The organism is Neorhizobium galegae (assembly GCF_017877135.1).
Taxonomy (GTDB): Bacteria; Pseudomonadota; Alphaproteobacteria; order Rhizobiales; family Rhizobiaceae; genus Neorhizobium; species Neorhizobium galegae_A.
Map to the genome: position 1 here is coordinate 538716 of NZ_JAGIPH010000003.1, position 12918 is coordinate 551633.

Consider the following 12918-nt stretch of genomic DNA (forward strand, 5'->3'; position numbering starts at 1 on the left):
GATGCCGCCATGCCAAACATCCAGTTCACCGCCATGCCCACGACAGTGGCCGATACCTTCCGCAAGGGCGGCGTCGACGCCTATGGAAACGTGCCCGAGCGCATGATCGCGCCCGGCGGCGGCATGCCTTGTCGCCATTGCCTCGACATGATCGCTGAAGGCGAGGAGATGCTGGTGCTTGCATACCGTCCCTTCGAGGCGCTGCAGCCCTATGCCGAAACCGGTCCGATCTTTCTGCATGGCCGCGACTGCCCGCGTTACGAGGCGGTGGAAATCCTGCCGCCGATGCTGAGCAGCCCGGATTACATCGTGCGCGGCTATGGGCAAAACGACCGCATCGTCTACGGCACCGGCGCTGTGACCGCGACGGAAGCGATTGCGGCGCGGGCCGATGCGCTTCTTCAGCGCCCCGAGATCGCCTATGTGCATATCCGCTCGGCGCGCAACAACTGCTATCAATGCCGGGTGGACCGGGCCTGACGCGGCCCGGCTCAAGTCGAGGCGGGGTCAGTCGCGGGACGCGTCCGCCTGCAGATCCTCGGCCATCTGCAAAAGCGCCTTCACGATGGTGCCTGCGCTGCGTTCATCCTCGCTCAGGCGCCGCGCGATGACCTCGCGCAGATTGAGGAGGGCGGCATCGACACTGCGGGGCAGATCCGGCCCCTGATCCTCGCGCCGGCCTCGACCGGCCTCGCGACGCTGGCGGATGCGTTCTGCCACCATCGAGAGGCGCTCCAGAATGGCGCTCGCCAGTCCGCGATTGCTGTCGAGATGCGCGCGGCCCTCGTCGGTGATGGAATAGCGCTTCTTGTTGCCATCCATTTCGGCAGAAACATAGCCCGCTTCTTCCAGATAGGTCAGCGTCGGATAGATGACGCCTGGGCTCGGCGCATAAAAGCCATAGGTCAGTTCCTCCACATGGCGGATGATCTCATAGCCGTGGCGCGGCTCCTTTTCGATGAGCGCCAGCACCAGAAGGCGCAGATCGCCCTGCAGCAGGAAGCGACCGATGCGGCTGTCGCCGCCATCGTCCTGCCCGCCATCGTCGGGGCCTCGCCCCCGCCCGCCCCGGCCGAAGCCGCGACCGAAACCATCGCCACGCATGGCAAACAGGCCTTCCAGTTCCATGCGCATCCGGTTGCCGCGGTGATGACCGCCGTCACATCTGTGTCCAAACATCGATTATTCCTCACGATTGTTTTTCGATATATCTAAGATAATCGACATCCATCGAAGCGCAAGAGGCAGACCTATCTAAGATCGATCTTTTTTTGATTGAACGCCGCAGGATCCCCGGATCCTGTGGGATAGCGCCAGGCAAAGCAGGAACGCACCTGCTGTCTCAGATATATCGAAGATTTCATTTCACAGGCTGCGGACCGCATCTGACAGGTTCCGACAGCAGCTGCGCACATGTTGAAATATGCATCTGAACGCCGAGCCATTGTCATTTTCCTGATGCGCCCCCGTGGCATTGACCCTACACTTGCGCTGTAACGAACGAGGGACCGTCCATGTCACTGCTGCTCGCCCCGAACTCCATGACCCGCCGCTCGCTCCTGGGCGGTCTTGCCGCCGGCTCCGCGCTGGTGCTGCTGCATCCCTTTGCAGCGCGCGCGGCCGCCAACCAGGCGCATCTGCGGCTGATGGAGACGACTGATATCCACGTCAACATCATGCCCTACGACTATTATGCCGATAAGCCGAACGACACGCTGGGCCTGTCGCGCACCGCAAGCTTCATCGACCAGGTTCGCGCCGAAGCCGGCAATTCCATGTTGATCGACAATGGCGACCTGTTGCAGGGCAATCCCATGGGCGATTACATGGCCTATGAGAAGGGCACGAAGGGCGGCGACCTGCATCCGGTAATGAAGGCGATGAACGTGCTCGGCTATGATTGCGTCACGCTCGGCAACCACGAATTCAACTACGGGCTCGACTTCCTGTTCAACGTCATGGCCGGCGCGAAATTCCCGGTCGTCTGCGCAAACCTCACCAAGGGCCAGCTGGCGTCGGACCCGAAGAAGGACGACCTGTTCTTCAAGCCGTACCGGATCATCGAGAAGCAGATCCGCGACGGTTCCGGCGCCACGAGCCCGCTGAAGATCGGCTTCATCGGCTTCGTGCCGCCGCAGATCATGGTCTGGGACGCCAAGAACCTTGAGGGCAAGGCGCAGACGCGTGACATCGTAGAAGCCGCCAAGGCCTGGGTGCCGGTCATGAAGGAAGAAGGCGCCGACATCGTCGTCGCGCTCTCCCACTCCGGCATCGACGGCACCGGCCAGAGCGAGCGCATGGAAAACGCCTCGCTGTATCTGGCCGGAGTCGATGGCATCGATGCGATCTTCACCGGCCACCAGCATCTCGTCTTCCCCGGCCCGAAAGATTTCGACGGCATTGCCGGCGCCGATATCAAGAAGGGCACGCTGATGGGCAAGCCGGCGGTCATGGCCGGCTTCTGGGGCTCGCATATGGGTCTCATCGATCTTCTGATCGAAAAGGACGGCAACAGCTGGAAGATCGTCGATTTCACCACCGAAGCCCGGCCGATCTATCACCGCGACGAAAACCGCAAGGTGGTGGCCGATGCCAAGGACAAGGCGGAGATCGTGGCCGCCGTGAAGGAAGAGCATGAGGCAACACTTGCCTATGTGCGCCGTCCGGTCGGCAAGACGTCGGCGCCGCTCTATTCCTATTTCGCGCTGGTGGCCGACGATCCGTCGGTGCAGATCGTCTCCAATGCCCAGACATGGTACGTCAAGGATCTCCTGAAGGAAGGCCAGTACAAGGATTATCCGGTGCTCTCGGCGGCGGCCCCCTTCAAGGCCGGTGGCCGCAACGGCCCGGACTACTTCACCGATGTGCCGGCCGGCAACATCGCCATCAAGAACGTGGCGGATCTCTATCTTTATCCGAATACGGTGCAGGCGGTGCTGATCACCGGCGCGCAGGTGAAAAACTGGCTCGAAATGTCGGCCGGAATGTTCAACCAGGTGCCGGAAGGGGCAAAGGATGTGCCGCTGCTCAGCACCTCCTTCCCCTCCTATAATTATGACGTGATCGACGGCGTCACCTACCAGATCGACCTGTCGCAGCCGGCCCGTTTCGACAAGGACGGCAAGCTGGCAAATCCGGATTCAAACCGCATCACGGATCTGAAGTTCGACGGCAAACCGATTGATCCGGCACAGAAATTCGTCGTCGCCACCAACAACTACCGCGCCGGCGGCGGCGGCAAGTTTCCCGACATTGCCGGCGACAAGGTGATCCTGGTGGCACCCGACACCAACCGCGACGTGATCGTGCGCTACATCATCGCCGAGGGCACGATCAATCCGTCCGCCGACGCCAACTGGTCGTTCAAGCCGCTGCCGGGCACGACCGCCGTCTTTGAAAGCGGCCCGAAAGGTCGGCAGTATCTCGCCGACGTGAAGGGCGCAAAAATCGAGGATGCCGGCGACGGCGCCGAAGGTTTTGCAAAGTTCCGCCTGGTGCTCTGAGCGGACAGCCTCGACAGACACGCCGCCGGCAGGACCATGCCGGCGGTCACGGCGTCAATGCAGCTGCCCGCCGTGGCTCTCGCGGGCAAGCGCTTCGAACACCGCCTGCATGTCCTCGGGATCATCGTTGACTACGAATGGCTTTGCCGCGCTTTCCGGCATTGCGTGGCTGACGACGAACAGGAAGGCGACCTCTTCCAGCATCAGCGTTTCGGATGCCTCAAAAAGCACCGATGCATCCAGCGACACATCGAGCAGAACGCCGGAGGCTCCAGCCAACATCTTGGCATCCAGTTTTTCCGGTGTGATCGGACCTACGATCTCCACGCCGGATGCTGCCCAGGCCCGCCGCGCCGAAGGAGAGACAAAATCCTCGGCGGCAACGATGATGATCTTCAATTTCTGCACCTTGATGCGGCTCCCAGGCGCTGGACATCTCTTTAATATTTACGCACACCTGCTGCCACCTGTTCAATGCTTCCCAACAGTCGAAGGGCGCAACAGTTTCATCCAGGAGATGCCAATCGCGTCATAGCGATCGCAAGCGCTCAAGGCCACCCATGCAGGGACGCAAACTGCCGGGGGCGCAACCGCTGACAGCAGCGAAGGCCGAAGCCGGCCTTCCTGCAATGGATCGGTACAAGGTCTTCTCGGCAGCCATCCGCCTTAGTGGCGGTGCGGTTCGCCCGCCGTGGTCACGCCTGCCTGCGAAAACGTCGCCATGCCGGAGTGGCAGGCGGCGGCGGCCTTGACGATGCCGGCAGCAAGTGCCGCGCCCGTTCCCTCGCCAAGCCGCATTCCAAGCGCCAGAAGCGGCGTCTTTCCAAGCTTTTCGATGGCCTTCAGGTGGCCCGGCTCGCCGGACACGTGGCCGATCAGGCAATGATCGAGCGCTGCCGGATTGGCGGCCTTCAGGATTGAGGCGGCCGCCGTTGCCACATAGCCGTCGATCAGCACCGGGATCTTTTCCACCCGGCAGGCGAGGATCGCGCCGGCCATGGCCGCCACTTCGCGCCCACCGAGACGCCGCAGCACTTCCAGCGGATCGGACAGATGATCCTTGTGAAAGGCCACTGCCGCCTTCACCGCGGCGATCTTGCGGGCCAGAACCTCACCCTGCGAGCCGGTGCCGGGGCCAACCCAGTCTTCCGCATCGCCACCGTAAAGCGCCAGATTGATGGCGGCGGCGATCGTCGTATTGCCGATGCCCATTTCGCCGATGCACAGAAGGTCGGTGCCGCCGGCAATCGCCTCCATGCCGAAGGCCATCGTTGCGGCACAGTCGCGCTCCGAAAGCGCCGGCTCGCAGGTGATGTCGCCGGTCGGATAATCCAGCGCCAGATCGAAGATCTTCAGGCCGAGGTCATAGGTGGCGCAGATCTGGTTGATGGCGGCACCGCCTGCGGCAAAATTTTCCACCATCTGCTGCGTCACGCTTGGCGGATAGGGCGTGATTCCATGCTTTGCCACGCCATGATTGCCGGCAAAGATGGCGACCAGCGGACGGTTGACCGCCGGCGCCCGCCCCGTCCAGGCCGCCAGCCAGTAGGCGATCTCTTCGAGCCGACCCAGCGAGCCGGCGGGCTTGGTCAATTGCTGGTCACGCTCGCGGGCATTGACCAGCGCACGGGTGTCGGGGCCGGGAAGCTCGCGCAGCAGCACGCGAAAATCGTCGAAAGGCAGGCCGCTCATGCTCATCGGATGATTCTTCCTTTGGTCTTGTCTCGCCGCGCTATGTTTGTGCGACGGAATCTGATTTGCTGGCCCCCTGTTTATCAGGCATCGACGGAGGAACAACTGCCAAACGCCAAGGAATTTTGGTTGGATTTTGCGACCGATCTTGCCCGCTCGCTCGCCTTTTTGTCGCGCCTGCCGGTTCCGGCGCGGTTTTTCAAGGGCCATGACGGAACGGTATCACGCGCCTGCCGCGCCTTTCCCCTGGCCGGCGCGCTGATTGCCGTACCGCCGGCGCTCGTGCTTCTGGTGCTTGGACACCAGACGGCGGCGCCGCTGGTCGTCGCACTTCTGACGCTTGCACTGATGGCAGGTCTGACCGGCGGCCTACACGAGGATGGTGTGGCCGATTGCGCCGATGGGCTCGGTGGCGGCCGCGACAAGGAGCATGCGCTTGCCATCATGAAGGACAGCCGGACCGGCAGCTACGGCGTGCTTGCCCTCATCCTGTCGGTCGGCGTGCGCGCTGCGGCCCTTTCCGCGCTGATCACGGCGGGCTCGGCATCGCTCGCTGCCCTGTCGCTCGTCACCGCCGCGGCGGTATCGCGCGCGCTGATGGTGTGGCACTGGGCAGCACTTGCCCCTGCCCGCGCCAATGGCACGGCGGTTGCCGTCGGCCAGCCCCAGGCGGATGCGCGCCTTTTCGCCCTGGTCTCTGCAAGCCTCCTCGCGCTTGTCTGCCTCGGCCGACCGTTCGGACTTTTCCCCTTGCTGCTGTCGCTTGGCGTCGCCGCCCTGTCTGCCCATCTCTTCACGCGCTTTGTGTCGAACAAGATCGGGGGACATACGGGCGACACGATTGGCGCCACCCAGCAGATCACGGAAATGGCACTGCTCTCAACCCTTGTGATCATGCTCTGACAGGCCAATATTATCCTTATGATCAGCCCCTGTATTCGCGTCTGCAGCCTTGATGAGACAACCGGCCTCTGCACCGGCTGCGCCCGCAGCCTTGACGAGATCGGCGGCTGGGTCACCTTCACCGAGCATGAGCGGCGAGACATCATGGCAGCGCTTCCCGCGCGGCTTGCAAGCCTTGCGCTGACGGCTGTTCAAGGCGCGCCGTCAACCGGTCGGAATGGTCACGCCTCATGAACGGCCTTACCCTCGTGCTGATCCTGCTTGTCGGCGGCCTTGGACTTCTGGTCTTCAACCACGACACCGGCCAGACCTTCGGCATGGCCAATGACGATTTTGCCCACCTCATCTATCTCCTGCCCATTGCAGCGGTTTTGTCTGCGGGCATTTTGGCCGGCCGGCGCGGACCGGCCGGAGAAGTGCTGCGCAACATCGTCATCTGGCTGATGATCATCACGGTGCTCGTCGCCGGCTATCTGTACCGCGACGATTTCAGCCGCTTTGCCGCGCGCATGACGGCCGGCCTGATGCCGGGCAGCGCCGTGGTGATGACGACGAGCGAAGGCGGCCAGGAAGTCATCCTGCACCGCCGCCTCGGCGGTCATTTTCAGGCGCGGGTCGAGGTGGATGGCACGACGATTCAGATGCTGGTGGATACCGGCGCAAGTGCGGTCGTGCTGTCGGCGGAAGATGCCGAACGCCTCGGGTTGAAACCGGAGACACTGACCTATTCCGTGCGGGTGCAGACGGCAAACGGCGAAGCCTATGCGGCTCCGGTGCGCCTGTCGCGCGTGGCAATCGGCCCCATCGAGCGCGAAAATATCCGCGCCCTGGTGGCCGAAGAAGGGCGCCTCACCGAGAGCCTGCTCGGCATGACCTTCCTCTCCACCCTGGGCTCGCTGCAGATCCAGACCGACGAGTTGAAGCTGCGCGACTGACGGCAGCAGCCCCACCGCGCCCTCTATCCTTCCGCAATGCCGGCCCTTCTTTCGCAGGTGGCCGTGTCCGCCAAAAGACAAGATCCGGAGGATTGATCAAGCATGCCGGACTTTCCGGCATGGAGCCAAACGGTCCTGAGGTCCATGGTGCGGATGGTTCTTCCAGCCCCATACAAGGACAATTCTCTGATGACGCATCAATCCTGCGCGGACGACATATGCCGCAGCGATGAGAGCCGGTCCGCCTGGCTTGCGGTCGCCTCCCTGGCTCTTGGCAGCTTCAGTCTCGTCACGGCCGAATTTCTGCCGGCAAGTCTCATCCCCGCCATTGCGACCGATCTCTCGATCAGCCCCGGTCTTGCCGGACAAACGGTCACGGCGACAGCCGCCATCGCGGCCTTTGCAGGGCCCGGCATCGTCGTTGGCGCACGCAGGCTCGATCGTCGGGTGGTGCTGTTGAGCCTCAGCCTTCTGCTTGTCATTTCCAGCCTGATTGCGGCCACGGCATCGGGCTTTGCGCTGCTGCTTCTCGCCCGCTTGCTTCTTGGCGTCGCGCTTGGCGGCTTCTGGGCACTGTCGGCGGCGTTCGCCATGCGCCTCGTTTCGACGGACAACCTGCCCCGCGCCATGGCAATCGTCATGGCCGGCGTTTCCGTCGCCACCGTTTGCGCCGCCCCGCTCGGTGCCTGGATCGGCAACCTCCTCGGCTGGCGGTCGGCCTTTGCATTGACGGCGGGGCTCGGAATCATTGCCCTCACGATCCAGGCACTGACGGTGCCCGCCATGCCGCCGGCTGGTCACGCCGGCTTTGCCACCATGGCGCGGCTGTTTCGCCGCCCTGCTTTGCGCACCCTGCTGCTCGTCATCGTCTTTGCCGTCGCGGGGCATTTCGCCGGCTTCACCTTCATCCGCAGCTATCTGGATGAGGTCATCCGTCTCGACGTGACGAACGTCTCCTTGGTTCTGCTCGCCTTCGGGATTGCCGGATTCTTCGGGAATATGGCGGGTGGCGCGGTGTCGGCGCGCAGCAGCAGCCTCTCACTTGGCCTCGCCGCCGGCCTCATCGCGCTTGCGGCGGCCACCATGGCGCTGTCGGCCAGCATTCCGGCTCTCGCCATCGCCGCTGTCGCCGTCTGGGGTTTCGGGTTCGGCGCCTTTCCCGTCAGCGTCCAGAGCCGGATCACCCGCATCGCCTCCGACGAGGTGGAGAGCGCCGGCGCCGTGATGCTGACCACCTTTCAGGTCGCGATATCGGCCGGTGCCATCATCGGCGGCCTTCTGGTGGATGCGATCGGACCGATCGGCGTCATCAGCTTTGCCGGGGCGGCGACGGCGCTCGGCGCGTTCATGATGATGGCTGGAACCTCAAGGCAGGCGGCAGAGGACGCCGCCTGATCTGCATAGGAACAGGGGCGGTCGCCGACGGCACCGCCCTTGTTGATGCTATTTGCGCAGGCGATACCCGGTCTTGAAGATCCAGGCCAGCACGCTCAGGCACAGGGTCAGGAAGACCGCGATCATCGCCAGGCTGATCAGCGGATTGACGTCGGCGATCTCGTAAAAGCTCCAGCGAAAGCCGGAGACGAGGTAAAGCACCGGGTTGAGGTGGCTCACCGCCTGCCAGAAGGGCGGCAGCATGTCGATGGAATAGAAGCTGCCTCCCAGAAACGTCAGCGGCGGCACGACCAGCATCGGCACCAGGTTCAACTGCTCGAAATTATCCGCCCATATGCCGATGATGAAGCCGAAGAGCGAAAACGTCACCGCCGTCAGCACCATGAACATCAGCATGATCAGCGGATGCGCGATAGTAAGGTCGACAAAGAGCGATGCGGTCGCCAGGATGATCAGGCCGACGATGAGCCCCTTGGTGGCCGCCGCCCCGACATAGCCGATGACGATCTCCGCCATGGAGACCGGGGCTGAGAGGATCTCGTAGATCGTGCCAGTGAACTTTGGAAAATAGATGCCGATGGAGGCGTTGCCGATGCACTGGCTGAGCAGCGTCAGCATGATCAGGCCCGGCGTGATGAAGGCGCCATAGGAGACGCCACCCACCTCGTTGATGCGCGAGCCGATCGCCGTGCCGAACACGATGAAATAGAGGGATGTGGTGATGACGGGCGAAATGACGCTCTGCAGCAGCGTGCGCTTCATCCGCGCCATCTCGAAGAAATAGATGGCCTTGATTGCCTCGATATTCATGGCCGTTCTCCGACAAGCGAGACAAATATGTCTTCAAGCGAGCTTTGCCGGGTGGCGACATCGCTGATTGACAGTCCCTCCGCCTCGATGGCGGCAAGCACGGCGCCGATGCGCCCCTCGCCGGCGCCATTGCCATACTCATGCACCAGTCCGCGCCCGCCATCGGCAAGCGTCAGGCCAAGGGCTGCAAGCGTAGGCGGCAGGCTCTCCAGCGGCTCCTTCAACTCCAGTCGCAACTGTTTGCGCCCGAGCTTTTGCATCAGCGCCCGCTTTTCCTCGACCAGCAGCAGTTCACCGCCGCTGATGACACCGATTCGGTCAGCCATTTCCTCGGCTTCCTCGATGTAATGCGTGGTGAGGATGACGGTCACGCCCGTCTCGCGCAGCCGGCCGATGGCGGCCCACATGCCGCGGCGAAGTTCGACATCGACGCCTGCCGTCGGCTCATCAAGGAAGAGGATGCGGGGCTCATGCGCCAAAGCCTTGGCAATCAGCACGCGCCGCTTCATGCCGCCGGAAAGCTCGCGCAGCTTGGCATTGCGCTTGTCCCACAGCGTCAGGTCCTTGAGGATCTGCTCGATCAGCGCCGGATTGGACTTTGCCCCATGCACGCCGCGCGAAAACGTCACGGTATTCCACACGGTTTCGAACTGGTCGGTGGTCAGTTCCTGCGGCACGAGTCCGATCAGCGCGCGGGTCTTGCGAAATTCCTGGACCACATCATGCCCGCCAACCAGCACCGTGCCCGATGTGGGAACGGAGATCCCGCAGATGATCGAGATCAGCGTTGTCTTGCCGGCGCCGTTCGGGCCGAGCAGCGCCAGGATTTCTCCCTCGCGGATCTCCAGATCAACGCCTTTCAGCGCCGAAAACCCGTTGGCATAGGTCTTGGTGAGTTTTTGGATGGACACAATGGAGGACATGAGGGGATGAGCACACGCGTTGGGCAGGATATGCGCTTTATATAGGCACGCCTCCGCAATAGCGAGGGGTCGGGGTCGCCAACCCTCGAAGTGCCCTCGCCTCGACCCCCTCAAATGCTCGCCCCTTCGGGTCCTATTTGCGGCGCTTCAGCGCAAACTCCACCGCCACGTCGATCCACCCAGAATAGCTCACGCCGCACTGCGACAGTGCCAGCGGATACATGCTGCGATCGGTGCAGCCGGGCATAGTATTGATCTCGTTGAGGTAGAGGCTTCCATCCTCGAGCAGGAAGAAATCGACGCGCGCAATCCCCTCGCAGCCCAGCGCCCGGAAGGCTTTTGCGGCCAGCCTGCGCGCATCCTGCGCAATCTCGTCCGACACCAGTGCCGGCACATGGATCGCCGCACCGTCCGGATCGAAATATTTGGCTTCGTAATTGTAGAAGTCATGTTTTCTGGAGGTGACGATTTCGCCAGGCGGCGACACGGTGAGACTGCCATCGGCCTGTTCCAACACGGCGCATTCGATCTCGCGGCCGGCAAGAAACTGCTCCACCAGCAACTTGTCATCGAATTCGAAGGCCTTGGTCAGCGCCGGCAGAGCCGCCTGCGCGCCATCGACACGCGACACGCCGAAGGATGATCCCTGCCGCGCCGGCTTGACGAAGAAGGGATAGCCGAACTCCGCCTCGAGCGCTGCCACATCCGGCACGTCTCCAGCCGCAAGGCAGCGTGCCGGCGCGACGGGAACGCCGGCCTCCCGCAGCAGCCGCTTGGCGACATCCTTGTCCATGGCAACCGCCGAGCCGAGCAGGCCGCAGCCGGTATAGGCGACACCCGCCAGCTCTGCATAACCCTGCACCGTGCCATCTTCGCCATACGGCCCATGCAGCACCGGAAACAGCAGATCGAGCTTCGGCAGGTCCTTTGGCGCGCCGGGCTCGACGGCCACCAGAAGGCCCTCGCCGCCCGGCACCAGCGCCACCCTGATGCCGCGTTGCGCTTCCAGCGCCCGCCCCGTCTCGTCATCCTCCTGCAGCCACCATCCGCCGTCGCGGGCAATGCCGATCGGCACCACCGCGTAGCGGTTGCGGTCCATCGCCTTCATCACATTGGTGGCAGACAGGATGGACACGTCATGTTCGGCGGATCGGCCACCAAACAGGACGCCGATGCGGATTTTTGGGCTCATGGGATCTCCGGAAAAGGATTTTTGACAGCAATGGAAGGGCGATGGAAGGAGGTCGGGCCGTCTGCAGCCGAGCAGAAGGGGTCAATTCCGCTCCGGTTGCATGTGTGAGCATCATCGCCACTATGTCGAAAGTCGGGCCGCACGCATGGGCAGCCACCGTGCGTCGACAAATAAATTAATCGCAATAGCGGTTGCCGGTGGCGCGGCTGCGCAGGTCGAAGTGAAAATGGTTCCAGTGCTCCGGATTGCTGCCGGGACCGAGAACGGTGTTGAAATACTTGCAGCTGTCGGAGCGCACGGCCTTCAGGAGCGCGCCTTCGCGGAACGAAAACAGGCCCTTCTTGCGCACATCGATCTCATGACCGTTGTTCAGCACGAACTTGCCGACATCGATTGCATTGCCGTGAGCATGTTCCGACATCGGGTTGTAGCGCTGCCGGCTGTTGTTCATGCGCCGGCAGGAATAGCCGCCGAGCGGCTCGATCGTCTTCACGCTGGTGAAATAGCGCAGGCGCGAGGACGGTGTGAGCTCGTTCTTCACCCATTTGGCAAAGGCAAGGGTCGTCTGGCAATTGAGCGTGACCGAGGGTCTCACGTCGATATCACCGGACAGGCCCGACAGCTCCACCGGATAATCGATGCCGCAGCTTGGCCCGTCCGAGATGCGCGGCTTGTCGCGAAACTCGACGCCAATGCGCTTCAGCTCGCGCCGGCAGGCAATCTCGGAAGCCGGCATCGGGCCGTCAACCGGAGCGTCCATGCGGGGACTTTCGATGGGCCCGGTCGGATTGCGCGGCATCAGCATCGCCACCTGCTTCGGCTCCGGCTCGGGTTCGGCACGGCTTGGCGGCACGACCGGGCTCTGGTCGCTCCAGCGCGGCACCGCGGCCACCGAAGCACCGGCATTTGTGATGCGGCCCGAGCGTGTGGAAACGGTTGCGCTCGTTCCGAGGCCAACCGATGGCACTGCGCCGGCTGGCACCACGGATGCCACCTGGCGTGCAGGCGCGAGCGGCCTTGGCGGGGCGTTCCCGGAAATATCCCGATCCTGCTCCTCGGCAAGCCCGACGACCCGGGCGCTCTCGGGGACCGGAGGCAAGACACCGTCCCCACCGGATGCGGCCTTTCCGGCGGTTGCGGCGGATGTCGGGTGACCGGCGGGAGAGAGCGTCAGCGTGCCAAGCGATGTCGGGGGTGCCCCCATCACGATCGGTCGGTCTGTCGCCTGACGGGGCACGGACGCGCCGGCATAGACGGAACCGGATGGGCTTTCGCCCGCCGCTCCTTGCGTCTGGTTATAGGTCTGCGCCATCGGCTGCGGCGCTGCCGCATAACCCTGCTCGGCGGGTGTGGCTGGAAGTGATGCCGGCGGCACCAGAGGCCGGATCGAACCCACGCGCGCGCCGGTATCGACCGATTCGAGCGGCATCAGCCCATCTGCCGAGCATCCGACCAGCATCGTCGAAATCATCAGGAAGGCCATCGCCCGCCGGGAGGAAAAAGCATACGCCATACGAAGCTCGTCACATCTCGTGGTGCGGGAAAGCCACACGCGACGATTCTAG

Annotated in this window: 13 protein-coding genes; 6 read left to right on the forward strand and 7 right to left on the reverse strand. The window is 63.2% G+C overall.

Going from position 1 to position 12918, the window contains the following annotated elements:
- Positions 1 to 9: 9 nt before the first annotated feature.
- Positions 10 to 480 (forward strand): DUF1203 domain-containing protein, encoded by a 471-nt coding sequence (locus J2858_RS12830; protein ID WP_210105186.1) that lies wholly within the window; start codon positions 10 to 12, stop codon positions 478 to 480.
- A 27-nt stretch (positions 481 to 507) separates the two neighbouring features.
- Here the strand turns inward: J2858_RS12830 and J2858_RS12835 are convergent, their stop codons facing one another.
- Positions 508 to 1179, reverse strand: a complete 672-nt coding sequence (locus J2858_RS12835; protein ID WP_210105187.1) for a PadR family transcriptional regulator — start codon at positions 1177 to 1179, stop codon at positions 508 to 510.
- A gap of 335 nt (positions 1180 to 1514) precedes the next feature.
- Here J2858_RS12835 and J2858_RS12840 point away from each other — a divergent pair, with 335 nt between their 5' ends.
- A complete protein-coding gene (locus J2858_RS12840; RefSeq protein WP_210105188.1) occupies positions 1515 to 3503 on the forward strand; it encodes a bifunctional 2',3'-cyclic-nucleotide 2'-phosphodiesterase/3'-nucleotidase in 1989 nt (662 codons plus the stop codon).
- Between the two features lie 54 nt (positions 3504 to 3557).
- Here J2858_RS12840 and J2858_RS12845 read toward each other — a convergent pair whose 3' ends face one another.
- Together J2858_RS12845 and cobT are read right to left on the reverse strand one after the other, a co-directional pair.
- Entirely contained in the window at positions 3558 to 3902 is a 345-nt protein-coding gene (locus tag J2858_RS12845) for a hypothetical protein (protein ID WP_210105189.1), read from the reverse strand.
- 267 nt (positions 3903 to 4169) lie between these two features.
- A complete protein-coding gene (gene cobT / locus J2858_RS12850) occupies positions 4170 to 5201 on the reverse strand; it encodes a nicotinate-nucleotide--dimethylbenzimidazole phosphoribosyltransferase (RefSeq protein WP_210105190.1) in 1032 nt (343 codons plus the stop codon).
- A 99-nt stretch (positions 5202 to 5300) separates the two neighbouring features.
- Here cobT and cobS point away from each other — a divergent pair, with 99 nt between their 5' ends.
- From cobS to J2858_RS12870, 4 genes are all read left to right on the forward strand, one after another.
- On the forward strand, positions 5301 to 6098 hold the full coding sequence (cobS, locus tag J2858_RS12855) for an adenosylcobinamide-GDP ribazoletransferase (RefSeq protein WP_432443351.1): 798 nt from the start codon (positions 5301 to 5303) through the stop codon (positions 6096 to 6098).
- A gap of 18 nt (positions 6099 to 6116) precedes the next feature.
- Positions 6117 to 6332: a DUF1289 domain-containing protein gene (locus J2858_RS12860; protein ID WP_210105192.1), complete on the forward strand. Its 216-nt coding sequence runs from the start codon at positions 6117 to 6119 to the stop codon at positions 6330 to 6332.
- Complete coding sequence (locus J2858_RS12865; RefSeq protein WP_210105193.1) at positions 6329 to 7033, forward strand: retropepsin-like aspartic protease family protein; 705 nt, start codon at positions 6329 to 6331, stop codon at positions 7031 to 7033. Before J2858_RS12860 ends, J2858_RS12865 begins: the two co-directional genes overlap by 4 nt.
- 189 nt (positions 7034 to 7222) lie before the next feature.
- Positions 7223 to 8428, forward strand: a complete 1206-nt coding sequence (locus tag J2858_RS12870; protein ID WP_210105194.1) for an MFS transporter — start codon at positions 7223 to 7225, stop codon at positions 8426 to 8428.
- 48 nt (positions 8429 to 8476) lie between these two features.
- Here the strand turns inward: J2858_RS12870 and J2858_RS12875 are convergent, their stop codons facing one another.
- The 4 genes from J2858_RS12875 to J2858_RS12890 all read right to left on the reverse strand — a co-directional run bounded on the left by J2858_RS12875 (position 8477) and on the right by J2858_RS12890 (position 12866).
- Positions 8477 to 9238: an ABC transporter permease gene (locus tag J2858_RS12875; RefSeq protein ID WP_210105195.1), complete on the reverse strand. Its 762-nt coding sequence runs from the start codon at positions 9236 to 9238 to the stop codon at positions 8477 to 8479.
- A complete protein-coding gene (locus J2858_RS12880) occupies positions 9235 to 10161 on the reverse strand; it encodes an ABC transporter ATP-binding protein (protein WP_210105196.1) in 927 nt (308 codons plus the stop codon). Before J2858_RS12880 ends, J2858_RS12875 begins: the two co-directional genes overlap by 4 nt.
- A 133-nt stretch (positions 10162 to 10294) precedes the next feature.
- Positions 10295 to 11353, reverse strand: coding sequence for a D-alanine--D-alanine ligase family protein (locus J2858_RS12885; RefSeq protein ID WP_210105197.1), 1059 nt, complete (start codon positions 11351 to 11353; stop codon positions 10295 to 10297).
- A 175-nt stretch (positions 11354 to 11528) separates the two neighbouring features.
- Entirely contained in the window at positions 11529 to 12866 is a 1338-nt protein-coding gene (locus J2858_RS12890; RefSeq protein WP_210105198.1) for an extensin family protein, read from the reverse strand.
- Positions 12867 to 12918: the final 52 nt, after the last annotated feature.

Bases quoted from the DNA above. Each gene is read 5' to 3' on its own strand.
- J2858_RS12830 (WP_210105186.1), top strand. From the start codon at position 10: ATGCCAAACATCCAGTTCACCGCCATGCCCACGACAGTGGCCGATACC.
- J2858_RS12835 (WP_210105187.1), bottom strand. From the start codon at position 1,179: ATGTTTGGACACAGATGTGACGGCGGTCATCACCGCGGCAACCGGATG.
- J2858_RS12840 (WP_210105188.1), top strand. From the start codon at position 1,515: ATGTCACTGCTGCTCGCCCCGAACTCCATGACCCGCCGCTCGCTCCTG.
- cobT (WP_210105190.1), bottom strand. From the start codon at position 5,201: ATGAGCATGAGCGGCCTGCCTTTCGACGATTTTCGCGTGCTGCTGCGC.
- J2858_RS12860 (WP_210105192.1), top strand. From the start codon at position 6,117: ATGATCAGCCCCTGTATTCGCGTCTGCAGCCTTGATGAGACAACCGGC.
- J2858_RS12865 (WP_210105193.1), top strand. From the start codon at position 6,329: ATGAACGGCCTTACCCTCGTGCTGATCCTGCTTGTCGGCGGCCTTGGA.
- J2858_RS12870 (WP_210105194.1), top strand. From the start codon at position 7,223: ATGACGCATCAATCCTGCGCGGACGACATATGCCGCAGCGATGAGAGC.
- J2858_RS12875 (WP_210105195.1), bottom strand. From the start codon at position 9,238: ATGAATATCGAGGCAATCAAGGCCATCTATTTCTTCGAGATGGCGCGG.
- J2858_RS12880 (WP_210105196.1), bottom strand. From the start codon at position 10,161: ATGTCCTCCATTGTGTCCATCCAAAAACTCACCAAGACCTATGCCAAC.
- J2858_RS12885 (WP_210105197.1), bottom strand. From the start codon at position 11,353: ATGAGCCCAAAAATCCGCATCGGCGTCCTGTTTGGTGGCCGATCCGCC.
- J2858_RS12890 (WP_210105198.1), bottom strand. From the start codon at position 12,866: ATGGCGTATGCTTTTTCCTCCCGGCGGGCGATGGCCTTCCTGATGATT.